18 protein-coding genes are annotated in these 25,050 nt (G+C 49.6%); 4 read left to right on the top strand and 14 right to left on the bottom strand.

All coding sequences use genetic code 11. From position 1 onward, the window contains the following. Window positions 1-40: 40 nt before the first annotated feature. The 8 genes from U6B65_01725 to U6B65_01690 form a co-directional block, all read right to left on the bottom strand. Window positions 41-373, bottom strand: coding sequence for a cupin domain-containing protein (locus tag U6B65_01725; protein ID WRS27872.1), 333 nt, complete (start codon window positions 371-373; stop codon window positions 41-43). A gap of 35 nt (window positions 374-408) precedes the next feature. Next, window positions 409-1,374 (bottom strand): C-terminal binding protein, encoded by a 966-nt coding sequence (locus U6B65_01720; protein ID WRS27871.1) that lies wholly within the window; start codon window positions 1,372-1,374, stop codon window positions 409-411. Between the two features lie 42 nt (window positions 1,375-1,416). Then, window positions 1,417-2,421 (bottom strand): 2-dehydro-3-deoxygalactonokinase, encoded by a 1,005-nt coding sequence (locus U6B65_01715; GenBank protein ID WRS27870.1) that lies wholly within the window; start codon window positions 2,419-2,421, stop codon window positions 1,417-1,419. Between the two features lie 53 nt (window positions 2,422-2,474). Next, window positions 2,475-3,131, bottom strand: coding sequence for a bifunctional 4-hydroxy-2-oxoglutarate aldolase/2-dehydro-3-deoxy-phosphogluconate aldolase (locus tag U6B65_01710; protein WRS27869.1), 657 nt, complete (start codon window positions 3,129-3,131; stop codon window positions 2,475-2,477). Window positions 3,132-3,285: 154 nt separating this feature from the next. Continuing rightward, entirely contained in the window at window positions 3,286-4,269 is a 984-nt protein-coding gene (locus U6B65_01705; GenBank protein ID WRS27868.1) for an ABC transporter permease, read from the bottom strand. A 14-nt stretch (window positions 4,270-4,283) separates the two neighbouring features. Beyond that, window positions 4,284-5,261, bottom strand: a complete 978-nt coding sequence (locus U6B65_01700; protein WRS27867.1) for an ABC transporter permease — start codon at window positions 5,259-5,261, stop codon at window positions 4,284-4,286. Beyond that, complete coding sequence (locus U6B65_01695; GenBank protein ID WRS27866.1) at window positions 5,258-6,805, bottom strand: sugar ABC transporter ATP-binding protein; 1,548 nt, start codon at window positions 6,803-6,805, stop codon at window positions 5,258-5,260. The genes U6B65_01700 and U6B65_01695 overlap by 4 nt, the downstream gene beginning before the upstream one ends. A gap of 199 nt (window positions 6,806-7,004) precedes the next feature. Then, the gene (locus U6B65_01690; GenBank protein ID WRS27865.1) at window positions 7,005-8,045 is read right to left on the bottom strand and encodes an ABC transporter substrate-binding protein; all 1,041 of its coding nucleotides are present in this window, start codon (window positions 8,043-8,045) and stop codon (window positions 7,005-7,007) included. A 449-nt stretch (window positions 8,046-8,494) separates the two neighbouring features. On the opposite strand from U6B65_01690, the gene U6B65_01685 reads away from it, so the two are divergent. The 4 genes from U6B65_01685 (at window position 8,495) to dgoD (ending at window position 12,510) form a co-directional block, all read left to right on the top strand. Continuing rightward, window positions 8,495-9,640 (top strand): iron-containing alcohol dehydrogenase, encoded by a 1,146-nt coding sequence (locus U6B65_01685; GenBank protein WRS27864.1) that lies wholly within the window; start codon window positions 8,495-8,497, stop codon window positions 9,638-9,640. Between the two features lie 33 nt (window positions 9,641-9,673). Further along, on the top strand, window positions 9,674-10,765 hold the full coding sequence (locus tag U6B65_01680; GenBank protein WRS27863.1) for a GntR family transcriptional regulator: 1,092 nt from the start codon (window positions 9,674-9,676) through the stop codon (window positions 10,763-10,765). A gap of 62 nt (window positions 10,766-10,827) precedes the next feature. Continuing rightward, the gene (locus U6B65_01675; GenBank protein WRS27862.1) at window positions 10,828-11,250 is read left to right on the top strand and encodes an HIT family protein; all 423 of its coding nucleotides are present in this window, start codon (window positions 10,828-10,830) and stop codon (window positions 11,248-11,250) included. A gap of 111 nt (window positions 11,251-11,361) precedes the next feature. Beyond that, window positions 11,362-12,510: a galactonate dehydratase gene (gene dgoD, locus U6B65_01670; protein WRS27861.1), complete on the top strand. Its 1,149-nt coding sequence runs from the start codon at window positions 11,362-11,364 to the stop codon at window positions 12,508-12,510. 123 nt (window positions 12,511-12,633) lie between these two features. On the opposite strand, the gene tuf is transcribed toward dgoD, so the two are convergent. From tuf to rpoB, 6 genes are all read right to left on the bottom strand, one after another. Further along, entirely contained in the window at window positions 12,634-13,836 is a 1,203-nt protein-coding gene (gene tuf / locus U6B65_01665) for an elongation factor Tu (GenBank protein WRS27860.1), read from the bottom strand. 108 nt (window positions 13,837-13,944) lie between these two features. Continuing rightward, window positions 13,945-16,026, bottom strand: a complete 2,082-nt coding sequence (gene fusA, locus U6B65_01660; GenBank protein ID WRS27859.1) for an elongation factor G — start codon at window positions 16,024-16,026, stop codon at window positions 13,945-13,947. 83 nt (window positions 16,027-16,109) lie between these two features. Continuing rightward, window positions 16,110-16,580 (bottom strand): 30S ribosomal protein S7, encoded by a 471-nt coding sequence (rpsG, locus tag U6B65_01655; GenBank protein ID WRS27858.1) that lies wholly within the window; start codon window positions 16,578-16,580, stop codon window positions 16,110-16,112. 125 nt (window positions 16,581-16,705) lie between these two features. Next, a complete protein-coding gene (gene rpsL, locus U6B65_01650; GenBank protein WRS27857.1) occupies window positions 16,706-17,131 on the bottom strand; it encodes a 30S ribosomal protein S12 in 426 nt (141 codons plus the stop codon). A 178-nt stretch (window positions 17,132-17,309) separates the two neighbouring features. After that, a complete protein-coding gene (gene rpoC / locus U6B65_01645; protein WRS27856.1) occupies window positions 17,310-20,951 on the bottom strand; it encodes a DNA-directed RNA polymerase subunit beta' in 3,642 nt (1,213 codons plus the stop codon). A 52-nt stretch (window positions 20,952-21,003) separates the two neighbouring features. After that, entirely contained in the window at window positions 21,004-24,741 is a 3,738-nt protein-coding gene (gene rpoB, locus U6B65_01640; GenBank protein ID WRS28894.1) for a DNA-directed RNA polymerase subunit beta, read from the bottom strand. Window positions 24,742-25,050 lie beyond the last annotated feature (309 nt).

The raw sequence follows: 25,050 nt of genomic DNA, 5'->3' as shown, positions 1-25,050 counted from the left end.
TTTTTACACCAAAAGGTTAACCATACAGCTGAAAAAGGAATCAAACAAAATCCTCACGCATAGGGGTAAAAATATCCAGCAGTATGCCTTTTTCCACACAGACACAGCCGTGCTCCACGCCATCCTGCTTGAGCATGGTATCCCCCTGGCGAACGGTTTTGGTTACACCATCAATGGTGAACTCAAAAGCTCCGCTGACCACATAAGTAATCTGGGTATGGGGATGATGATGCAAGGCGCCCACCGCACCCACCTCAAAGTGATTTTCTAAACACATCAGCTGGTCACAGTAAGCCAGCATCTGGCGGTTGATTCCCGGTGCAGCCTGCTTAACGGGCTGCTCCTGATGAAATACCCAAACCTGATCCTTCAAAAGAAAACGCCTCCCATCGGTTTATTTCTTTCCCATTACCGAGCCAAGACAGCCGGATTGGTGCAGTTAAAGGGTTTGTTCCCCCCCAGTACATTCACAACCTCTTCCGCCACCTTGCGCTGAAGGGTGGAAATTGCTTCTTCACTATACCATGCGCAATGAGGGGTTGCGATTACATTATCCAGCTTCAGCAGCTCGCTTGCGGAGGCAAGAGGTTCTTCTTCAAAAACATCCAGACCCGCTCCTGCAATTTCACCGGATTTCAAAGCTTCGATCAAGGCCGCCTCATCAACGATAGGGCCACGGGCGGTGTTGACCAGATAAGCCGTCTTTTTCATCTTTGCAAACACTTCACTGTTAAACAGGTGCGTTGTCTGGGGGGTCTGGGGGCAGTGGATGGAAACAAAATCACTGGTTTTGCAAAGGGTATCAAAATCCACCAGTGTAACGCCCAGCTCCTTGGCCGCAGCCCCCTGCGCATAGGGATCATAGGCAACAATGTTCAGGCCAAAGCCAGCCATTTTCTTGGCTACAAGGGAAGGAATGCGCCCCAGCCCCACCAAACCAAGGGTTGAGCCATTCAACCTGTAAAGGGGAACAGAAGGGGTATAGCCCCACTTGCCGCTGCGCATCCGATCATTAAGCAGGGTCAGCTTCTTGGCCAATGAAAGCATCAGCACGATGGCGTGGTTGGAAACCTCCTCCACACCATAATCCGGCACATTGCAGACATAGATGCCCTTTTCGGTTGCAGCATCGGCATCGATGTTGTTGACACCAATACCATATTTGATCACCATCTTGCACTTTTTCATGGCTTCGATCACCGGGCGGGTGATGTTGGCATACTGCACGATAACTGCATCAACATCCTGCACCGCCTCGATCAATTCGGCCTCTGTTTTCAGCTGGCAGGTCAACAGCTCGGCACCGAAGCCGGTGATAATTTCCCGCTCCTGATCCACCTGCGGGTATTCATAATCTGTAATAAGAACCTTCATGGCCATTCTCCTTCTCCCATTGCGGTTACGTATTCGCTAAAATTAAAGCACGCTGCTCAGATCGGCAATCATATAGGCGCCCATAGCGGAAAGGGGCTTGTTTTCAAGATTTTCGAAGCATTCCACCTTGGCAAAATGACCGTCATGCTCCAGAATATCCACAAATATAGTGCGCAGAGGCTCCTTGCCGCCCACGATAACGGTGGTTTCAGGGGTAGTGTTCAAAGCAGTGGAGTTCTTAATGGCTACAACATCGTTTTGCAGCACAACGCCTGTGATGAAGTTGGCCACCTTGATTTTTTCCTTAAGGGTAAACTGGTTGAGAATACGCCCGGAGAAGCAGGAGCGCCCGATGCCGGAGCGCTGAGCGGTATCGTAACCCAGCAGCAGCTTTTCCTTATCATAGGTATCCTTTTCAACATACTGGCGGCCCAGAGCATCGGCAATGATGGTATCGTTGGTAATGGAGGAAAGCAGCTCACCGCTGATGGTGGTCAGGCAGCCGGTCATGCGGCCTTCTTTATCCACCATGACAAACTTGGTGTGAGAGCCGGGCAATACCAGCAGGTATTCCTTGCCACGGGGATAGTTCTCGATGATGGCGACACTTTCCACTTCTTCCCCACGCATAATATCCATGGCCTCGAAGTTTTCGAGGGTGATTTCACCGCCATAGTTTTTAACGCCCGGAATAAACCAGATGGGCAGAGGGCAAATATCCTCCAGCAGAACAGAGGTTGCGGCTTTGGCCAAATCTTCCTTGCTGGCCGGGGCCACCACGTGGGGAATCTCCACCAGACCCACATTGGAGGTGATCATACCGCTGGCAATGATACGCTTAACATCATCATAAGCAATGCCGTTTTTGGCAAGCAGATCATCCAAGCAGGATTTGACTGCTTCCTTGAGCTTGCTGTTGTTGCCATCCACAGCGGTGTTGCGAACCCCAACCGCTCTTTTTTCTACGGCAACATCCTCCCGGTTTTCGTTCCATAAAATGCAACGGGTATTGGTGGTGCCTCCATCAATGGTGATGATATATTTCATGTTAACAGCTCCATTTTATGTATTTTTATGTTGACTTCACTTTTTAAGAAAACCTACCGGTTTTTCTGCCAAATGCTGATATAGCGCCCGGCCAGCTCGGTCATACCCTTGAAATCGCCTGCTGCAATGGCTTTGTGATCGATAAGGCCGCCGCCCACACCAAAGCCCTTCACGCCAATATCCATGAATTCCTTCATGTTTTCAGGATAAATGCCGCCTACCGCAAGAAAAGGAATGTGGCTCAGGGGTGCCATAATCGCCTTCATATAGCTGGCGCCCATATTGCCTGCCGGAAACAGCTTGATGGCATCCGCACCGGCCATATAGCCGCTGACAGCCTCTGTGGGGGTCAAAGCACCGGGGAAAGAATGGCATCCCAGTTCCTTTGTCCGGTGGATAACCTCTGCATCCACATTGGGAGAGATGATGTATCCCGCACCGCACTGTGCCGCTGCTTCAACCTGCTGCGGAGTGAGAACAGTGCCGGCTCCCATGTAAAGATCACTCTTAAAATGCTCCCGAATCAGGCGCATACATTCAAGAGATTCCTCCACAGTCTGCTGGTTCTTGTGATTGAAGGTAACTTCCATCGCCCGGATTCCCCCTTCATACAGGGCCTCCACGGTTGCAAGGATGTGACGAGGGGCAACCCCTCTCACAATAACGATCACTCCTTGTTCCAGCACAGCTTCCAAGCTCTGATTTTCCATAAAAGATCATTCCTTTCGCGTACGTTCGGGCACAAAAGATCATAAAAGACAAGACTTTTTGTGCATCAATCGCAGTTTCCGCCATAGGCGGAGAGTGATAGGCATGTGAAGAGCATCGTGGTTTTCACGATGTTCTTTTTGCCTGCAAAAAACGCTATTTGGCTGCGACCTTGTTGGCAGAGCGGGTTTGCATCACAACGGCGATCAGCAGCAGAATACCATTGATGATGTTCTGCCAGTAAGAATTCACGTTGCCCAGCATGTTAATCATGTTGGTGATAATGCCGCAAATGAGAGCGCCTACCAGCACACCTCTCATATCGCCGACACCGCCGCGCACCAGTGTTCCGCCAATAACAACAGTAGCCATAATAGTCATATCCCAGCCGTCACCGGCAGCCGGCAGACCCGCACCCAAACGGGAGGTCAGTACCACTGCCGCAAGAGCTGCAGTTAAACCGCTGATCCCATAAACCAGCAGCTTTACCCGATTCACCGAAAGCCCCATCATAGAAGCGCTTTCTTCATTTCCCCCAATGGCATAAACAGCCCGGCCGAATTTTGTATAGCGTGCCACATAGTAGGCACCGCCGATAACCAACAGCATTAAATAAGCAGGAATGGGGATTCCCAAGATGTAGCCTCTTCCCACCCAAGTAAAGAGAGTGGCCTCCTCGGCAATGGGCATCGAAAGCTCCTTGTTGATCAGCAGGGCAATACCCTTTGCACCCAACTGGGTTCCCAGCGTAGCAATAAAGGGCTGCACGCCCAAGCGGGTGATTACCAGCCCATTAAACAGACCAATGGCCACACCGGCAGACAAACCAGCCAAAACGGCTACAAAAAAGCCATAAGGGCTGAGCAAAGCTGTAATCATGGAAGCCACAGCGCACACAGAACCCACCGAAAGATCACGGCCGCCGCTGATGATAACAAAGTTAACGCCAACCGCCACAATGGCGCTGATGCTGATCTGACGGATCAGGTTGGTGAGGTTAAACAAAGAAAAGAAGCTGCTGCCAAAGGCAATGCAGGAAAGTAAAAACAAAATAGTGAGAATCAAAATAGGGCCGTTGCTTTCGGCCATAGCCTTGAGCTTGCCGAAATTCAGTCTTGTATCCAAAGCTTTTGTATTCATTATGTCCCCCCCAATCAGGCTTTACGTTCGCTCTGGAGCGAAACGGCCACGATAATAATAATCGTTTTCACAACGTTGGAGTAAGCAAACGGCACGTTGTTCATATTCACGGTGCTGTTGATGAGCGTCATGATGATGGCACCCAAAAAAGAACCGAAAATCTTGGCCCGTCCACCCTTCATGGAGGTTCCGCCGATTGCGACAGCCGCAATGGCGTTTGTTTCGTATGTAAGACCCATTGTTGTGGGGTCACAGGCGCCTGTCCGGAACATTTCCGTCAGCCCGCCCAAGCAGGAAAGCAGTGCACTGCTCATGTATACAGCCAGCAGCGTTCCCGTGATGGAAATACCAGTCAGTCTGGCGCCCCGGCTGTTGTCACCCACATATTCAATATTTTTGCCGAAGCGAGTCATCTTCAAAAGGAACAGCGCAATGCCTAAAACAATTACAATGGGAATCACCTGACCGGGCATTCCATTGGGAAAACGGTAAAGCCCCAGCACCTCAGCCGAGGGGAACCGATCCAGAAGCAAAGCATTGCCTGAGGTGGAAAGCAGCGAGGCCCCCCGCAGAATCATCTGCATGCAAAGAGTCAAAATAATGGGCTGTACCTTCCACTTGCTGATCATATATCCGTTAAATATACCAATAATACCACACACTACGAAGGAAAACAATAAAGAAATACCCACATTGTTGGTAGCATATGCCATATGTGTAAAGGATATCGCTGCAATAGCCATCATAGAGCCGGCGGAAAGATCAATGCCGCCGGAGGAGACCACAATTGTCATTCCCACCGAAACAATAATCAGGCCTGCCGCCTGAGAGATTAGATTCCACAAGGTGTTGACCTGTGCAAAATTAGGTGTAATCAGCAGATTTACCAGCAACACAATGCCCAGCACAATCCATACGGCGTATTCTGCAAAAAGGTGGGCTAGATCCTTTCGGTTCAAGCTGATTCCCTTAGAAAGAGCGACATTTGTCATTGAAGTACCCCCTGCATCGATTTGGCACCGGCTCTTACCTTTTCGCCGCACGCTGCGATTTCATCCACAATGTTTTGATAGGAAATCTCATCCCCTATCAGCTCGCAGGCCTTTTGCCCTTCATACAGAACAACCACCCGGTCACAGCCCCGCACCAGTTCTTCAATTTCGGAGGATATAAAGAGCACCGCAATTCCGGAATCCGAAAGAGACTGTATGAGCTTTTCAATTTCGCTTTTGGCTCCCACATCAATTCCCCGGGTTGGCTCATCCAATATAACAAGCCGGGGATTCATACAAAGCCAACGGGCCAAAACCACCTTCTGCTGGTTTCCTCCGCTGAGCTTGCTGATGGTATTTTTGGCCGAGGGAGTTTTAACCGCCAAACGCTTTATATAATCATCGCAGAGGCTCTGCTGTTTTTTCCTCTGAATCACACCGCCCTTGGTCAGCTGAGGCAGCACAGCAGCCGTCAGGTTATCCTTGATATCCATATGAGGGAAAATCCCCTCTATTTTGCGGTCTTCGGAGCAATAGGCCAGATGATTCTTGATGGCATCCTTGGGGGAAGCAAAGTGAACCGGTACTCCATTGATGGCAACCTTCCCGGTATAAAACTGATCCTCACCAAAAATAATCTTGGCAAGCTCGGTTCTGCCGGAGCCCAAAAGCCCGGCCAAACCCAGAACCTCTCCCTCATGAATCTCAAAATCAACGCCGCTGAGCACATTCCCTTTGCGGATATCCTTGACTGAGCAAACCACCTTGCCCTGCTGCTTGGAAAGATCATGCACCTTTGTCCGCTCCAGAATGGAGGTGGCGTCCCGCCCCAGCATCATAGAGAGCAGCTTGGTTACATTCAAATCTTCAATATCATGGGTTCCCATGCATTCGCCGTCCTTGAGGACAGTGACCCGGTCGCATACCGTGAAGATTTCTTCCATCCTGTGGCTGACATAGATCACCGATATGCCCATGGATTTGAGGCGCTTGATTACATCAAAAAGAATCTGAACCTCCTTTGAATCCAGTGAGGAGGTGGGCTCATCCATTACAATCAGCTTAGCATCAATCACCAGCGCCCGCACGATGGAAATCATCTGCTGGATGGCTGTGCTGTACTGAAGCAGCGTTTTTTTAACATCAATAAAGATGCCCATTTCCTGAAGCCTTCTGTCCGCTTCCTGATTGGTTTTTGCCCAATCAATGGCTCCAAACTTGTTTTTGATTTCCCGGCCCAAAAATATATTCTCGGCCACACTCAAATAGGGGCTGAGATTCAGCTCCTGATAAATTGTGCTGATCCCGATCAGCTGCGCCTCCAGCGCCGTTGCGGGAGCAACCTCTTTCTCTTCAAAGAAAATCTGTCCGCTGTCCTTGGTGTAAACCCCCGTGAAAATCTTGATGATGGTGGATTTCCCTGCGCCATTTTCGCCCATCAGCGCGTGAACCTCACCCGGGCGCACACTAAACGAAACATTGGAAAGGGCTTTCACAGCGGCAAAAGCCTTGTGGACACCCCGCACCTCCAGTAATGTATTCACGATGACGAATCCCCTCCTTTGCAGATATATAGTCAATAAACTTGAAAACAAAACCACTGTTTTCAAGTTTGGCCACTATAAACAATTCAACTAAAAGATCAGGGAACCCGGCGCATAAGCCGCTCTTTATCATACGACCTATTAAGGAATGGCCTTTTATTCCTTATACCGAATCCCCTGTTCCCCAGCGCCTTTTTAATTACTTATTTAAGTAGATAGAATTCAGCGATTCCTGCGCATTGTTCTTATCAAAAATACGGTTATCAACCTTGATCCACTGGTCAACTGCCTCGCCTTTTTCCAGCTTCTGAATAACATCAATGGCATAGGGGCCGAAAGCAGGGTTGTTATAAAGGGACATGGTCAGCTCGCCTGCGATGATGGATTCCAAAGCCTGCTGGATTCCATCCACAGTGCAGATCATAATATCCTCATTGGGCTTTACACCCTGTGTTTTCATGGCTTGGATAACACCAAAGGCCATTTCATCGGACTGTGCAAAAACCACATCAATCTGGCCGGAATAAGCCTGCAGCATATTTTCCATCGCCTTTTGGGCCTCAACACGCTTGTTGTCGCCCACCTGAGAAGCCAGGATAACCGCTTCGGGGCTGCCTTCCAGACCCTTGCGGAAGCCTTCGGCACGCTCGGTGGTGGAGGTTGCGCCGGGGGTTCCGGCAATTTCAACAATGTTGCACTTTCCGTCGGTCTCGTTCACAATCCACTGTGCAACAGCCTTGCCTGCCTCAAAATAGTCCGAACCGATAAAGGTGACATAATCTTTGCCCGCCTCACCCTTTACCTTACGGTCAAGCAGGATCACAGGCACACCTGCCTTTTGGGCTGCTTCCAAAGCAGGAACCAGACCATCCTCTTCACGGGGAGCCAACAGCAGATAGTCAGGCTTCTGCGCCAGAATGTCCTCAACATCCGAAACCTGCTTCTGGGTGTTGTTCTGTGCGTCTGTGTAAATGACCTTGTAGCCTGCCTCTTTCAAAGCGTTGGTAATGCTTTCAGTCTGGATAACACGCCATGCACTGGTGCTATGGGGCTGGGAAAAGCCTACTACGATCTGATCATCGGATGCAGGAGTCTCGGCCGGAGCGGCTTCACTGCTGTTAGCAGCAGCTGCGGAAGCAGGAGCCTCGGAGGGTGCCGATTCTACACCGCTGCACCCAGTAACAGCCAGTAGCAGAATACAAATTGCCATGGAAACTGAAAAGAATTTTTTAATGTTCATATCCTTTTTCCTCCTGATTTTAAAAGTGTTGTTTTAAGCTTTTGCATATGGTCAGCGGTTATTCCGGTTGGAATGTTGCCTTAACCAACAGACCCTTCCCTTTCCCCCAGCCTTTCACTCCCCTCTAATATATCCCCGATTACATCAACCTGTAATAAACATGTATATTTATTTGCGTGTTGACACGTTTACTATACTTCACTTTCAATTCATAGTCAACGGTTTTTCACAACATTTACAAAAAATATAATTTTAATATACTTTTTTGTCAAAACTGTATACCAATACACGTACAGGTGTATTTATACTAGTTTACTCTTCTTTTAAAATACGAATGCGCAACACATTTCTCCCCTTGACTTAAGCGTTTAATTGTGGAATAATATATAAACAGGTTTACACCATGTTGTTTAATTTATAAATACCGCAAACAGAAAGGACTGCTTATTATGCTTGAAATGGTTTTTAATCGTTCCCTGTTCATTGGTGAGGGCGCTTTGGAAAAGTTTCCTCAGGTTCTGGCCTCCCATCAAAAGAAAAAGGTGTTTCTGGTTGTTTTTGATCAATCTGCCGCTTTTGTAAAGAAGGCTATCCAGCTGCTGGAAGCCGATTCAATCGGTACTGTTCTGTATGATCAAGTGAAAAGCGAGCCGGATATTGAGGTTATCGATCAGGGCGTGGAGCTGATTTTGCAGCATAGGTGTGACGCAGTGGTTGCCATTGGCGGCGGCAGCGTTATGGATGCGGCTAAATCCATAGCGCTTATTGCCACCAACGGCGGCAGTGCGGAGGATTATCAGATGCATGGCAGAGCGGTGACCACCGATCCCCTGTTCTTGGCCGCCGTTCCCACCACTGCCGGTACCGGTGCAGAGGCAACCAAGGTCAGTGTTATCCTCAACAACAAAACTGGATGGAAAAAGTCTATGTACCACAACTCCATGATTGCAGGGGCTGTGTTTCTTGATCCTGCCGCTACCATGGGGCTTCCTCCCCGCTTCATCGCCAGCACCGGCATCGATGCTTTGACCCATGCCATTGAATCGTGTTTTTCTCTTTTTGCCAATGAGGTTTCCAGAATGTATTCCCTAAAGGCACTGCGCCTCATCGTGGATAACCTGCATAAGGCTTACAGCGACTCGACAGATACCAAAGCCCACGAAAACATGCTGCTGGGCAGCTATTTGGCGGGATGTGCCATTTCCGCCGGCACCGGGCTTGCACATATCATCGGGCAGCCTGTAGGCGCTCTTTACCACATCAGCCACGGCGAAATATGCTCGATTCTGCTCCCCGGCTCTATGCGTGCTAACACCCCTTTTGCTAAGCCTTATCTGCTGGATATCGCCAAAACGCTGGGAACAGATGAGGTCGGCAAAAGCGAGGATGAGGCTATCGAGGCCGCCATTGTTTACATAGAAAAGCTGATTGCCTCTGTCAATGGCCCTCACAAGCTGACCGACTATGTATCGTTGGATAAAATCGACATCGAAGCGATTGTTTCCGGCGTGCAGGAATCAATGGGGCATGTTAAAAACAATCCCCGCCCTGTGGAGCCCCTTGTCATCCGCCAGATGATTAAAGAGGTTCTTTGATTCCCATCACATTCAAAGGAACGTGTAAAAAACATGCAGACAGATGCAAAAAGGTATTTGTATGAAATTGTATATACAACACTGAAGGAAGAAATTCTGGAGGGTATTTACCCCTTTGACGTCTTTCTGCCGCCTGAAAGGGATATATCCGTACGCTTCAGTGTAGATCGGGCTACAGCCCGCAAGTCACTTGCCCTTCTTGTGAAGGACGGTTTAGTGGAAAAGCGTGCCGGTGCCGGCACCAAGGTGGTATATCGCAAGGATTTACCACCCTCAGAAAGCAGCTGCGGTGATCTGATCGGGTTCTTTATTATAGAAGAAGGCTCTGTAAGCAAAAAGATTACACAGCCTTTCTATTCCGACCTTTTCTTTCAGGTAGAAAAGGAGTGCAGAAAGTTTGATGCCAACATCATTTATTCCACTCTTTACAACGAAAATGATTACTTGAGCATTCTTTCTCAGCATCACTTTACCGGTATTATTTTTGCCAGTAAGACCGACAAATTTTATATTGAAGCAGCTGAGAATCTGGGCATCAAGGTGGCTCAGATTCCCGGTTACAGCTCTAGAGGGCTTTCGGTCTGTTACGATAATGTGGCCGCCGGCACACACGCTGTCAACCACCTAATTGCCAAAGGCCATACAAAGATTTCCCTTATAACCGGCCCGCGGGATTATCAAACCTCCCGGGATCGGCTGGCAGGGGCTTTGGCCGCCTTGTTCCAGCATGGCCTTTGCGTTCCAGAGGAATATGTGCTGGAGGGCGACTGGGAGTATGAATCGGGCTACAGCATCGCCAACACGCTGCTGGGAATGGGGCACGAACGGCCCACATCCATCTACGTTTTTAATGACATGATGGCCTTGGGTGTTATTGATGCAATTAATGAGGCAGGCTTGAATATTCCGGAAGATATCAGTATAATAGGCAGTGATAATATGAGCGATATTCGTAGGCGGGAGCAAAAGCTCACCACCACAGACGGCAATGTGGATATGATTGCTCAGATCGTTCTGGATTATTTTTTCAATTCTAATTTGGAAAGCATGAAGGGGATAAAAATCATCGTGCCAGCCGCTCTTGTGGAAGGCGATACGGTGCGGGATTTATATCAAACCCGCTGATTTTCTTTTAGTGGGAAACCGGTGGAATACAATAGTTTAAATTGTAAAGCGAGGTATCTGTCATGGAAAAATGTCTGTATTGCAATCAAGATGAGGCCAGAAACGCTTTGATGGTTCCAATTTGTGAATTGGAATATTCCCAGGTGTTCCTGCTGAAAAACCAGAACTACCCTGGCCGTTGCGTGGTCACCTTTAAAGAGCACAAGGAAGAACTTTTTCAGCTGACTGCCGATGAGCAGACCGGATTTATGAATGACATGGCTCAGGTGAGCAAGGTCATTTATGATATGTTTGCTCCCGCCAAGCTCAACTATGCCATTTATGGCGACGGTGTCCCCCATCTTCACTGCCATATCGTGCCCAAAACAAAAGATGGCTATTGCTGGGGAAGACCTTTTGAAATGAACGGGAACGATCATTTCCTGACCGATGCCGAAGCAACCGAACTGGCTGGCCGTATTCGGGATAAGCTGATTGTAATATAATTTAGATAGCCGCTTTTATGGGATAGTGTCTGCCAAATGAGATACTATCCTACTTTTTAGCCATATACTGACAGAACCAAACCTGAGACATTTTTGGAAGGAGGCCCATCGTTGAAGATCACCGAAATCAATACCTATCTGGTACGCCCACGCTGGTGCTTTGTTGAGATCAAAACCGACAGCGGTCTGTGCGGCTGGGGAGAACCTGTGATTGAAGGAAAAGCCGCTACAGTGAAGGCTTGTGTGGAAGAGGTTGCCGATCAACTGATTGGACAATCCCCTCTGGAAATCGAGGATATATGGAATAAGCTTTATAGAGCGGGATTCTACCGGGGCGGCCCTATTGTTATGAGTGCTATTGCCGGTATCGATCAAGCTTTGTGGGATATTAAGGGAAAATATTTCAATGCGCCGGTATATGATCTAATGGGAGGCCCCTGCAGAAATAGCATGCGGGTCTATTCTTGGATCGGCGGTGATCGTCCTGACGATGTGGCTCGTGCCGCAAAAGAAAAGCAGGATCAGGGCTTTACAGCCATTAAAATGAATGCCACCGAGGAATTGCAGTTTATTGACAGCTACGAAAAAGTGGATGCTGTTTTAAACCGTGTAGCCAGCATCCGCAGCGCTACCGGCAAGTACTTCGGTATTGCTGTAGACTTCCATGGTCGTGTACATAAGCCTATGGCAAAGCTTCTGGCCAAGAAGCTGGAGGAATTTGATCTCATGTTTATCGAAGAGCCGGTGCTCTGCGACAACATGGAATGCTTCCCTGAAATTGCCAGGGCCTGCAACATCCCCATCGCCACCGGCGAGCGCCTGTTTTCCCGCTGGGATTTCAAGCGTCTGCTTCAAATGGGCGGCGTGGATATTATTCAGCCTGATCTTTCCCATGCAGGCGGTATCACTGAGGTCAAGAAAATTGCATCCATGGCCGAAGCCTACGACGTTGCGCTGGCGCCTCACTGCCCTCTTGGCCCCATTGCTTTGGCTTCTTGCCTGCAAGTTGATGCTACCTGCTACAATGCAGTCATTCAGGAGCAAAGCATGGGAATTCATTACAATGTTGGCCGCAGTGTGTTGGAATATATCCGCAATCAAAAGGACTTCGAGTTTGTGGATGGCCATGTTAAGCTGCCCACTCTCCCCGGCTTGGGTGTTGAAGTCAACAAAGAGCTGGTAATTGAGGAAAGTGCCACACCCCATTCGTGGAAGAACCCTGTGTGGCGGCATAGGGATGGCTCCATCGCTGAGTGGTAAACCTGATTTAGTAAAAAGGAACTGCCGGTTTAAAATCGGCAGTTCCTTTTTGTTATGGTGTCAGCGGCATATAAAAAAACGTCCCCATCAAATGGGGACGTTTTTCATTAAGATAAGCAATAATTATGCTTCGATTTCAATAACAACACCGGAACCTACGGTACGGCCACCCTCACGGATAGCGAAACGCAGACCAGGCTCGATAGCGATAGGAGTGATAAGAGAAACATCCATCTCTACGTTATCGCCAGGCATGCACATCTCAGTGCCCTCAGGCAGCTTGATGATACCAGTAACGTCAGTGGTACGGAAATAGAACTGAGGTCTGTAGTTATCAAAGAAGGGGGTATGACGGCCGCCCTCAGACTGCTTCAGAACATAAACCTGGCCACGGAATTTGGTGTGGGGTTTAATGGAGCCGGGTTTGCAAAGAACCTGGCCTCTCTGAATTTCAGTTCTCTGAACACCACGCAGCAGAGCGCCAATGTTATCACCGGCCTCAGCGTAGTCAAGAATCTTACGGAACATTTCGATACCGGTAACGGTGGTCTTGCGGGTTTCATCAGCCAAACCAACAAGCTCAATTTCATCACCAGTGTTGATCTTTCCTCTTTCCACTCTACCGGTGGCAACGGTGCCACGGCCAGTGATGGTGAAGACGTCCTCAACAGGCATCAGGAAAGGAAGATCGGACTTTCTCTCAGGGGTGGGGATATAGCTGTCAACAGCTTCCATCAGCTTGATGATAGGAGCATAGGCAGGATCACTGATATCAGCGCCAGCTTCCAGAGCAGCAAGACCGGAACCAACAACGATGGGAATATCATCGCCGGGGAAGTTATACTCGTTGAGCAAGTCACGGATTTCCATCTCAACCAGCTCGATGAGCTCGGGATCGTCAACCTGATCAGCCTTGTTCATGAAAACAACGATATAAGGCACACCAACCTGACGGGAAAGAACGATATGCTCACGGGTCTGGGGCATAGGGCCGTCAGCAGCGGAAACAACCAGAATTGCACCGTCCATCTGAGCAGCACCGGTGATCATGTTCTTAACATAGTCAGCATGTCCAGGGCAGTCCACGTGGGCATAGTGACGGTTAGCAGTCTCATACTCAACGTGAGAGGTGTTGATGGTAATGCCGCGCTCTCTCTCTTCAGGAGCCTTATCAATCATATCATAGGCAACATAAGCGTTCTTACCGTCCTGCATACCGAGGGTTTTGGTGATAGCGGCGGTCAGAGTGGTCTTGCCATGGTCAACGTGACCAATGGTGCCGATGTTTACATGGGGTTTGTTACGTTCAAACTTCTGCTTTGCCATTCGTATTTTCCTCCTTTAAAATAGGATCATTCATAATATTTCTTGTTGATGCCTAATAAAAATATTGTAGCAACTTACCTGATAAAAAGCAAGTATTTGTGAAAAAAGTTAGTCCTTTTTCCCTCTGGATGTCATGATACCCTCGGCAATGGACTTAGGAACCTCGATATAGTGAGAAGGCTCCATGGAATACTGGCCGCGGCCCTGTGTTTTGCTGCGCAGGTCGGTAGCATAACCAAACATTTCAGAAAGAGGCACAAAAGCATCAATCTGCTGAGCACCGTTGCGGGCTTCCATTCCCTGAATCTGTCCACGGCGAGAGTTGATATCACCGATAACATCGCCCATATATTCCTCTGCAACGGTAACAGAAACCTTCATGATAGGCTCCAGGATGCAGGGGTCAGCCTTACGCATAGCTTCCTTAAAAGCCATGGAACCGGCAATTTTAAAGGCCATTTCAGAGGAGTCAACCTCATGATAGGAACCATCATAGAGGCGAACAATAACGTCCACAACCTGATAGCCTGCCAGAATACCGGCCTGCATAGCTCCCTGAATACCCTGATCAACGGGCCCGATGTATTCCTTAGGAATAGAACCACCGACAGTCTCGTTGCGGAATTCATAGCCTTTACCGCTTTCATTGGGCTCAATCTTGATCTTAACATGACCATACTGGCCGCGTCCACCGGACTGGCGGGCGTATTTCTGATCCACATCGGCAAGGCGGCGGATGGTTTCCTTATAGGCAACCTGAGGACGGCCTACATTCGCCTCAACCTTAAACTCACGGAGCAGACGGTCAACGATAATCTCAAGGTGAAGCTCACCCATACCGGCAATAATGGTCTGGCCGGTTTCTTCATCGGTATAGAACCGGAAGGTGGGATCTTCTTCAGCCAGCTTAGCAAGGGAAAGACCCATTTTTTCCTGACCAGCCTTGGTTTTAGGCTCGATAGCCACACGGATAACCGGCTCAGGGAATTCCATGGATTCCAGAATAATGGGGAATTTCTGATCGCAGATGGTCTCACCGGTGGTTACATTCTTGAAACCAACGGCAGCGGCAATGTCACCTGCATAGCATTCTTCAATATCCTGGCGATGGTTGGCGTGCATCTGTACGATACGGCCGAGGCGCTCAGTGGTGCCCTTAACAGTGTTATAAACAGTGCTGCCTGCCTTAATGGAACCGGAATATACCCGGAAGAAGCAAAGCTTTCCAATAAAGGGGTCGGTAGCAATTTTAAACGCAAGAGCAGCAAAAGGCTCGCTGTCAGAAGAAGGTCTTTCTTCTGTTTCGCCGGTATCGGGGTTAACACCCGTGATGTGGTCAACATCGGTAGGAGCAGGCATATAATCAACAACAGCATCCAGAAGCTTCTGAACACCCTTGTTCTTATAGGATGTTCCGCAAACAACCGGTACCATATGGTTGGCCAGAGTGGCTGCACGAATCGCCTTCTTGATCTCGTCGATTTGCAGTTCCTGCCCGTCCAGGTATTTTTCCAGCAATGCTTCATCCTGCTCGGCTACAGATTCCATCAGCTTAGCATGATATTCATCAGCCAGTTCTTTGAGATCCTCGGGAATTTCTTCCACGCGGATATCCTTGCCCAATTCATCGTAATAAACATACGCCTGCATCTCGACAAGGTCAATAATGCCTTTAAAATCAGCTTCAGAGCCGATAGGCAGCTGAATGGGGACCGCATTGCACTTGAGGCGGTCATGCATCATGTTCAGCACATTAAAGAAATTGGCGCCCATAATGTCCATCTTATTGATGTAGGCCATTCTGGGAACACGATATTTGTCAGCTTGACGCCAAACAGTTTCAGACTGGGGTTCTACGCCGCCCTTGGCGCAAAAAACAGTCACAGAACCGTCCAACACACGGAGCGAACGCTCCACCTCAACGGTAAAGTCAACGTGTCCCGGGGTGTCGATGATGTTGATACGGTGGCCCTTCCAGAAGGCAGTGGTAGCAGCGGAGGTAATGGTAATACCTCTCTCCTGCTCCTGCTCCATCCAGTCCATTGTGGCGGCACCCTCGTGAACCTCACCAATCTTATGAGTCCTACCGGTATAATAAAGAATACGCTCGGTAGTAGTGGTTTTGCCAGCATCAATGTGGGCCATTATGCCGATGTTACGAGTAAGCTCTAAAGCGACTTCTCTTGGCATAGTGTCCTCCTTAAATTCTATCCTAATTGCATGTGTGAAACAAGCGCCTAAAAAGGCGCAAAATACTTTGCAGGACTACGAAACTACCATCTGTAATGTGCAAACGCTCTGTTGGCGTCAGCCATCTTGTGGGTATCATCGCGCTTTTTGCATGCCCCGCCGGACCCGTTAAGTGCATCCATGATTTCACCGGCCAGACGCTCACGCATGGTGCGCTCGCTGCGGGCACGGGAATAACTGGTCAACCAACGCAGGCCCAAGGTCTGACGCCGATCGGCGCGAACCTCGATAGGAACCTGGTAGGTAGCACCGCCAACACGGCGGGCCTTGACCTCCAACACAGGCATAATGTTCTCCAGAGCTGTTTCAAAAGCCTCCAAAGGTTCTTTACCTGTTTTCTCACGGATAATATCAAAGGCACCGTAAACAATCTTCTGAGAAACGCCTTTTTTACCATCATACATAATGCTGTTGATGAGGCGTGTTACCAGTTTGGAATTGTACAGTGGATCTGGCAAAACATCACGCTTTGCAATATTACCTCTTCTTGGCACTTCGCTTCCCTCCTTCATATAATGAATTCATCGGTACTCGAAAGTGACAAAACTCTCGTTGCGCCATTTGAGAGGCTATGTAAAAGCCGCCTCAAAAGGCAGTTCAAATTATAGCAGAGTTTTTGTTACTTTGATGCACCAGCCTTTGGACGTTTGGCGCCGTATTTAGAACGGGACTGCTTGCGGTTTGCGACGCCTTGAGCGTCAAGAGTACCACGAACAATGTGGTAACGGCAACCGGGCAGATCCTTTACACGACCGCCACGAACCAGCACAACACTGTGTTCCTGCAGGTTGTGTCCGATTCCAGGAATGTAGGCTGTTGCCTCAATCTGATTGGAAAGACGAACCCTTGCAATTTTACGCAGAGCAGAGTTGGGCTTTTTGGGAGTCGCTGTTCTGATTGCAGTACAGACACCCCGCTTCTGGGGAGAGTTATGGTCGGTAAAAATACGCTTCTTAGAGTTCCATCCCTTGAGCAGAGCAGGAGCCTGAGAATTGTAAACACTGACTTCTCTTCCTTTGCGAACCAGCTGGTTAAACGTTGGCATATTGCACCTCCTTTTTTGATAAATGGTTGATTTATGTCAAAAGGACAGGCGGCAAAATGCCGCCATATCCCAGACAAACATAAAAAGTAACTCCAATTTGACATTTTACCATTCATAGAATGACTTTGTCAATGATATTCTTACATTTTTCTGCTCAGACATACACAGAAATCCAAAATTATCCGACTTCCTGCCCTGCGGCATCGGAATCCATCTGATGCAGCTCAGCAGAGATTTGCGATTCACCTTCAAGCTGGCTGGCAGCTTTCTCGGCCTGCGAAACCACCTCATTGTAAGGGGAATCGTTTTGCAATTCCCGTTCCTTCTTGTAGCGGTCATAAACAACAATACCGGTACCGGCGGGAATCAGCTTACCGATGATAACATTTTCTTTCAGACCCACCAGCGGATCAACCTTGCCCAGAATAGCAGCTTCGGTCAGAACACGAGTGGTTTCCTGGAAGGCGGCAGCGGACATAAAGGATTCGGTGGCCAAAGACGCTTTGGTGATACCCAGCAGCATAGGCGTTTTGGTAGCCGGCTGACGGCTTCCGCCATCCTGCTGGTTGAGCTTTGCGATCTTGGCATTGGCTTCCTCAAACTCATGCTTGGAAACCACAGAACCGCTGATCAGCTCGGTATCGCCCTGCTCATCAATCTTAATTTTACGCATCATCTGGCGGACAATAACCTCGATATGCTTATCGTTGATATCAACGCCCTGTGTGCGGTAAACACGCTGTACTTCCTGAATCAGATAGTTCTGAATCGCCAGCTCGCCGTTGACAAGCAAAACCTCGGCAGGCTCAACCGAACCCTCGGTCAGGTAAGCGCCCTTTTCAACCAGATCGCCCTCAGAAACTTTGAGGGTGGAGCCATAAACGACCTGCTTCTCATAAACATCGCCGGTTTCGTTGTCGGTTACAATAACAAAGTCATTGCCCTTGGCATCCTTTTCAAAGGATACAACACCGGAAAGATGGCTGATGATAGCAGCATTTTTGGGCTTTCTTGCTTCGAAAAGCTCCTCAACTCTGGGAAGACCCTGTGTGATATCGCTGGCAGATGCGATACCACCGGTATGGAAGGTACGCATGGTCAGCTGAGTACCGGGCTCACCGATGGACTGAGCCGCGATAACACCGACTGCCTCGCCAATACCAACAGGCTGGCCATTGGCCAAGTTGGCACCATAGCACTTGGAGCAAACGCCGTTCTTGGATTCGCAGTTCAAAATGGTGCGAATCTTGGTCTTTTTGATGCCTGCCTTAATAATGGCTTCGGCATCCGCCTCATCCATCATCTTATCCTTAGAGACCAGCAAAGCGCCGGTTTCGGGATGCAGGGCATCCGCCAGCAGATAACGGCCTTGCAGACGTTCTGAAAACTCCTCGATTACACGGCCGCTGTCTATGATTTCTTCAACCACAATACCTTCGCTGGCGTGACAATCCCGCTCACGGATAATAACCTCCTGCGAAACGTCAACCAGACGGCGGGTCAGGTAACCCGAGTCAGCGGTACGCAGAGCTGTATCGGCAAGGCCCTTACGGGCTCCTCGAGAGGAGTTGAAATATTCCAGAATGTTAAGACCTTCACGGTAGTTGGCTCGAATGGGAATCTCAATAGCCTTACCGGAGGTGTTGGCGATCAGTCCGCGCATACCGGCCAGCTGACGAATCTGATCCATACTACCACGAGCACCGGAATCCGCCATCATGAAGATGGGATTCTCAGGGCCAAAGCTTTCCTGAAGGGCATCCTTAACCTTGGCGGTACAGTCATTCCAGATTTTGATAACCCGCTCATAGCGGACCTCATCCGAAATAAGACCACGGTTGTAGCGGCGGAAAATTTCCTCAACCTTTTTCTCGGCCTCGGCCAGGTATTCCTTCTTCTGAGGAGGAATAACAGCATCGATAACCGCAACAGTAACGGCGCCACGGGTGGAGAATTTAAAGCCCAAGGTCTTCACCTTATCCAGCACCTCGGCGGTACGGGCGGTTCCATGCTTGGCGATGCAGCGGTCAATGATCTTTCCAAGCTCCTTTTTACGGACAAGGAAGGAAATCTCCAGCTCCATCTGATTCTCCGGGTCACTGCGGTCTACAAAGCCCAAATCCTGCGGAATAGGCTCATTAAACAGAATACGTCCTACAGTGGTTTGAATGCGGCGGGCGGTTCCCTGCTGAGAGGTCAGGCGAACTGTAATAGGCGCATGCAGGCCCACCACGCCCTCGGTATAGGCCATAATGGCCTCGTTGGCATCCCGGAAGGCCTTACCGGCCCCAGGCTCGTTTTCACGCAGCATGGTCAGGTAGTAAGAGCCAAGCACCATATCCTGGGTAGGAACAGCCACAGGGCGGCCGTCAGAGGGCTTGAGCAGGTTGTTGGCCGCCAGCATCAGGAAGCGGGCCTCTGCCTGTGCCTCTGCCGAAAGAGGAACGTGAACAGCCATCTGGTCGCCGTCAAAGTCGGCGTTGTAAGCGGTACAAACCAGCGGGTGCAGCTTGAGCGCACGGCCTTCAACCAGAACCGGCTCAAAAGCCTGAATACCCAGCCTATGAAGTGTAGGCGCACGGTTGAGCAGCACAGGGTGATCCTTGATAACTACCTCAAGTGCATCCCAGACTTCCTTAGAGGTAGCCCGCTCCACCATTTTTCTAGCCTGTTTGGCATTCTGGGCATCCTTGTTATCCACAAGGCGCTTCATGACAAAGGGCTTAAACAACTCGATCGCCATTTCTTTAGGCAGACCGCACTGATACATTTTCAGGTCAGGACCAACCACGATAACCGAACGGCCGGAATAGTCAACACGCTTGCCCAGCAGGTTCTGGCGGAAGCGGCCCTGCTTGCCCTTAAGCATATCCGAAAGGGATTTGAGGGGGCGGTTGTTGGGGCCGGTTACAGGACGGCCGCGGCGGCCATTATCGATGAGGGCATCCACTGCTTCCTGCAGCATACGCTTCTCGTTGCGAACAATGATATCGGGGGCACCCAGCTCCAGCAGCTTTTTCAGGCGGTTGTTGCGGTTGATTACCCGGCGATAAAGATCATTCAGGTCACTGGTGGCAAAACGGCCGCCATCCAGCTGCACCATGGGGCGGATATCGGGAGGAATAACCGGAACAACCTCCAGCACCATCCACTCAGGGCGGTTCCCACTGGTACGGAATGCTTCCACAACCTCAAGACGTTTGAGGGTCTTGGCCTTTTTCTGGCCGGTAGCGGTTTGCAGCTCTTCCTTAAGCTCCACGGAAAGAGCGGGGATGTCAATGTCAGCCAGCAGCTTACGGATAGCCTCCGCACCCATTCCAGCTTCAAAATCATCCTCATAGGCTTCCTTCATCTCCCGGTATTCCTTTTCGGTGAGAAGGGTGTTCTTTTTCAGGCTGGTGCGCCCGGGATCGGTCACGATATAGGCGGCAAAATACAGAACCTTTTCCAGCAGGCGGGGCGACATATTCAGCAGAAGCCCCATCCGGGAGGAAGTTCCCTTAAAATACCAAATGTGAGAAACCGGAGCAGCCAGCTCTATGTGGCCCATACGCTCACGACGAACCTTGGAGCGGGTAACCTCAACGCCGCAGCGCTCGCAGACCTTGCCTTTATAGCGAATACGTTTGTAGCGACCGCAGTAGCATTCCCAATCCTTCTGTGGCCCGAATATTTTTTCACAGAAAAGCCCATCACGCTCGGGTTTCAGTGTGCGGTAATTGATGGTTTCAGGTTTTTTGACTTCCCCATAGGACCACTCACGAATGGCATCGGGTGAAGCCAAGGCGATCTTGATGGACTCAAAAACATTAAATTCCAATTGCGACCCCTCGTTCCTTAGAATATTTCAGTTAGGCGCTGTTGCAGGCTCATTAATCGTTGTCGTCATCCAGCAGATCATCATCCGAATCATCGTCGGCGGCATCCAGATCAAACAGGTCAGGCCCAAGATCATCGTCGGCAAGGAGTTCATCCTCTTCGCCGTCTATATCCGAATGCTCAATTGCAAAACCGGCCTGAATTTCAGATTCAACCTCAACCGATTCAAAAACCTCGTCCTCACGGATAGAAAGGCCCATGCTGTCGTCGTCAAAGCTCTGCTTAAGATCAATTTCCTGATCATCCTTATCCAGCACCTTCACATCCAGGCACAGAGACTGGAGCTCTTTAATCAGAACCTTAAAGGATTCGGGAATACCCGGCTTCGGCACGTTCTGGCCCTTGATAACCGCTTCGTAGGTTTTGACACGTCCCACAATATCATCGGATTTTACGGTCAGGATTTCCTGAAGGGTATAAGCAGCGCCGTAAGCCTCCAGTGCCCAAACCTCCATCTCACCGAAACGCTGGCCGCCGAACTGGGCTTTACCACCCAAAGGCTGCTGGGTAACCAGTGAATACGGGCCGGTGGAACGGGCATGGATTTTATCGTCAACCAGATGGTGAAGCTTAAGGAAATACATATAGCCCACGGTAACGGTATTATCAAAGGGTTCGCCAGTACGTCCATCATAAAGAATGGTTTTGCCGTCTCTGGAAAGGCCGGCGTATTCCAGCGTATCCATAATGTCATACTCGTTGGCGCCGTCGAAAACAGGGGTCATAACCTTCCAACCCAGTGCAGAAGCGGCACGGCCCAAGTGAACCTCCAGCACCTGCCCGATGTTCATACGGGAAGGAACGCCCAGAGGATTGAGCACGATATCCAGCGGTCTGCCATCGGGGAGGTAAGGCATATCTTCTCTGGGCAGCACACGGGAAACAACACCCTTGTTGCCGTGGCGTCCGGCCATTTTATCACCCACCGAAATCTTACGCTTCTGGGCAATGTAGCAGCGGACAACCATATTGACACCGGGAGAAAGCTCATCGGAATTCTCACGGGTAAAGACCTTAACATCCACGATAATGCCATATTCGCCATGGGGTACCCGCAGGGAAGTATCCCGAACCTCTCTGGCCTTTTCGCCAAAGATAGCCCGGAGCAGACGCTCCTCAGCATTGAGCTCGGTCTCGCCCTTGGGGGTAACCTTACCCACAAGAATATCGCCGGAGCGAACCTCGGCACCGATGCGGATAATACCACGCTCATCCAACTCTTTGAGGGCATCCTCACCGACATTGGGGATATCACGGGTAATTTCCTCAGGCCCAAGCTTGGTATCACGGGCTTCGATTTCGTATTCCTCGATATGGATCGAAGTGAATACATCTTCCCGGACCATTTTCTCATTGATGAGAACAGCATCCTCGTAGTTGTAGCCTTCCCAAGTCATAAAGCCGATGAGAACGTTTTTACCCAGAGAGATTTCGCCGTCTGCCGTAGCAGGGCCATCGGCAATAACCTGGCCGGCGACAACCCGCTCGCCCACATTCACAACCGGACGCTGGTTGATACAGGTTCCCTGGTTCGAACGCATGAATTTAATCAATTTGTAGGAATAATGCCGGTCAGCATCATCCCGGATGATGATTTCCCGAGCGCTAACCTTTTCAATCACACCATCCTGCTTGGCCAAAACCACAACGCCGGAATCCACGGCGGCCTTGTATTCCATACCGGTTCCCACAATGGGGCTTTCCGGCTTGAGCAGAGGCACAGCCTGACGCTGCATGTTAGAGCCCATGAGGGCACGGTTGGCGTCATCGTTTTCCAAGAAAGGAATCATGGCCGTTGCTACCGAAACCACCATCTTGGGGGAAACGTCCATAAAGTCCACTCGCTCACGTTCAACTTCCTGAACAGTATCACGGAAACGAACGGTAACACGTTTTTTAGTAAAAGTGCCATCCTCTTCCAAAATTTCATTGGCCTGTGCCACGATGTAGTTATCCTCTACATCGGCAGTCATATAAACGACCTCATCCTGCACAACACCGGTTTCTTTATCCACACGGCGGTAAGGAGCCTCGATAAAGCCATAGTTATTGATGCGGGCAAAGGTGGCCAGATAAGAAATCAAGCCGATGTTGGGGCCTTCAGGCGTCTCAATGGGACACATACGGCCATAGTGGCTGTAGTGAACGTCACGAACCTCGAAGGAGGCACGGTCACGGGAAAGACCACCAGGTCCCAAAGCAGAAAGGCGGCGCTTATGGGTCAGCTCAGCCAAGGGGTTGGTTTGATCCATGAACTGGCTCAGAGGCGAGGAACCAAAGAATTCTTTAATAGCAGCCATTACAGGGCGGATGTTAATCAGTGCCTGGGGAGTAATGACATCCATATCCTGGGATTGGGTGGTCATACGCTCACGGATCACACGCTCCATACGGCTGAAGCCGATGCGGAACTGATTCTGGAGCAGCTCACCCACCGAGCGGATACGCCGGTTGCCCAGATGATCGATATCATCCACAAGGCCGATACCCCGGTTCAGGTTGCAGATATAGTTAATGGAAGCAAAAATATCATCCTTGATGATGTGCTTGGGAATCAAATCATCCACACGCTGGCGGATGGCTTCTCTCAGCTCATCCTCCGTGTTGCAGCTTTCCAAGATCTCACGAAGAACGGAAAATCTTACCTTCTCGTTGATTCCGTATTCCTCGCAGTCAAAAGACACATAATCATTAATGTTTACATTGCCGTTGGAGATAACCTTGCATTCGGTATCCCCCATCAGCAGGAAAACACAGTCAACACCGGCCCGCTCAATTTCTTCTGCTTGAGGACGAGTCAGTGTAACACCAGGCTCAGCCAACATCTCACCGGTCATGGGGTTGAGGACAGGGCGGGAAACGGTTTGTCCCACTATACGGCCGGAGATAGCCAGTTTTTTATTGTATTTGTAGCGGCCCACCCGGGAAAGATCATACCGGCGGGGATCAAAAAACAAGGTATCAATATGGGATTGTGCACTATCCACAGTGGGGGGCTCACCGGGGCGCAGCTTGCGGTAAACCTCCAGAAGGCCTTCCTCCACATTGGTGGTGGAATCCTTTTCCAGAGTGGTTTTCATCAGAAGATCTTCGCCGAAGAAATCCTCAATCTGCTGGTTGCTGCCAAGGCCCAAGGCCCGGATCAAAGTGGTGACAGGCAGCTTGCGGTTTTTATCGATACGCACATAGAAAATATCGTTGGAATCGGTTTCGTATTCCAACCAGGCACCTCGGTTAGGGATAATGGTGGAGCTGAACAGCTCCTTACCGGCTTTATCTTTGGAACTGGAATAATAGACACCGGGCGAACGCACAAGCTGTGAAACAATTACACGCTCTGCACCGTTAATGATGAAAGTGCCGCTGTCGGTCATCAGCGGGAAATCACCCATGAAAATATCCTGTTCCTTGACCTCACCGGTTTCCCTGTTGTAAAGGCTGGCCCGCACCCGCAGCGGAGCTGCATAGGTGGTATCCCGCTCCTTGCATTCCTCAATGGTATACTTGGGGGTACTTTCCATACGGTAGTCAATAAAATCCAGAACCAGATTGCCCTGATAATCGGTAATGGCCGAAATGTCGCGGAATACTTCCTTAAGGCCTTCATCCAGGAACCACTTATAGGAATTTTTCTGCACTTCAATCAGGTTGGGCATGGTCAACACTTCGTTGATTCGATTAAAACTCATACGAACGTTCTTGCCCAGCTGTACCGGCCTAACATTTACCATAGGCTCAATCACTCCATTCATGTATTTACACCTTGTCGCAAAGTCAGTGGCTGAATTTTGCAAAACGGTCTTGCAGGATGGATTTTTATGTGCTATAATACTTTCGAAACAACACATTTATCCATTTTGATACAGTATATTATTATATAACGCTTGGTACAATTTGTCAACACATTTCTTGTAGAAATTTGCTAAATTTTTTCAATAATTTATTATTACCGCCGCTTTTTAAAAAAAGGGGCGCTTTTTTGCGCTTTTTCTCTTGAAGTGTCGCTTTTTCCAGCAAGCACATAAAGATGCAAAAAACAG

It is taken from the genome of Oscillospiraceae bacterium MB08-C2-2 (genome assembly GCA_035621215.1).
In the GTDB taxonomy this organism is placed as follows: Bacteria; Bacillota; Clostridia; order Oscillospirales; family Ruminococcaceae; genus WRAV01.
This window is presented reverse-complemented; position numbering and strand designations above follow the sequence as displayed.

Excerpts from the sequence above, each read along its gene's own strand:
- U6B65_01720 (WRS27871.1), bottom strand. The coding sequence starts at position 1,374 with ATGAAGGTTCTTATTACAGATTATGAATACCCGCAGGTGGATCAGGAG.
- U6B65_01715 (WRS27870.1), bottom strand. The coding sequence starts at position 2,421 with ATGAAATATATCATCACCATTGATGGAGGCACCACCAATACCCGTTGC.
- U6B65_01710 (WRS27869.1), bottom strand. The coding sequence starts at position 3,131 with ATGGAAAATCAGAGCTTGGAAGCTGTGCTGGAACAAGGAGTGATCGTT.
- U6B65_01705 (WRS27868.1), bottom strand. The coding sequence starts at position 4,269 with ATGAATACAAAAGCTTTGGATACAAGACTGAATTTCGGCAAGCTCAAG.
- U6B65_01700 (WRS27867.1), bottom strand. The coding sequence starts at position 5,261 with ATGACAAATGTCGCTCTTTCTAAGGGAATCAGCTTGAACCGAAAGGAT.
- U6B65_01690 (WRS27865.1), bottom strand. The coding sequence starts at position 8,045 with ATGAACATTAAAAAATTCTTTTCAGTTTCCATGGCAATTTGTATTCTG.
- U6B65_01685 (WRS27864.1), top strand. The coding sequence starts at position 8,495 with ATGCTTGAAATGGTTTTTAATCGTTCCCTGTTCATTGGTGAGGGCGCT.
- U6B65_01680 (WRS27863.1), top strand. The coding sequence starts at position 9,674 with ATGCAGACAGATGCAAAAAGGTATTTGTATGAAATTGTATATACAACA.
- U6B65_01675 (WRS27862.1), top strand. The coding sequence starts at position 10,828 with ATGGAAAAATGTCTGTATTGCAATCAAGATGAGGCCAGAAACGCTTTG.
- tuf (WRS27860.1), bottom strand. The coding sequence starts at position 13,836 with ATGGCAAAGCAGAAGTTTGAACGTAACAAACCCCATGTAAACATCGGC.
- fusA (WRS27859.1), bottom strand. The coding sequence starts at position 16,026 with ATGCCAAGAGAAGTCGCTTTAGAGCTTACTCGTAACATCGGCATAATG.
- rpsL (WRS27857.1), bottom strand. The coding sequence starts at position 17,131 with ATGCCAACGTTTAACCAGCTGGTTCGCAAAGGAAGAGAAGTCAGTGTT.
- rpoB (WRS28894.1), bottom strand. The coding sequence starts at position 24,741 with ATGGTAAATGTTAGGCCGGTACAGCTGGGCAAGAACGTTCGTATGAGT.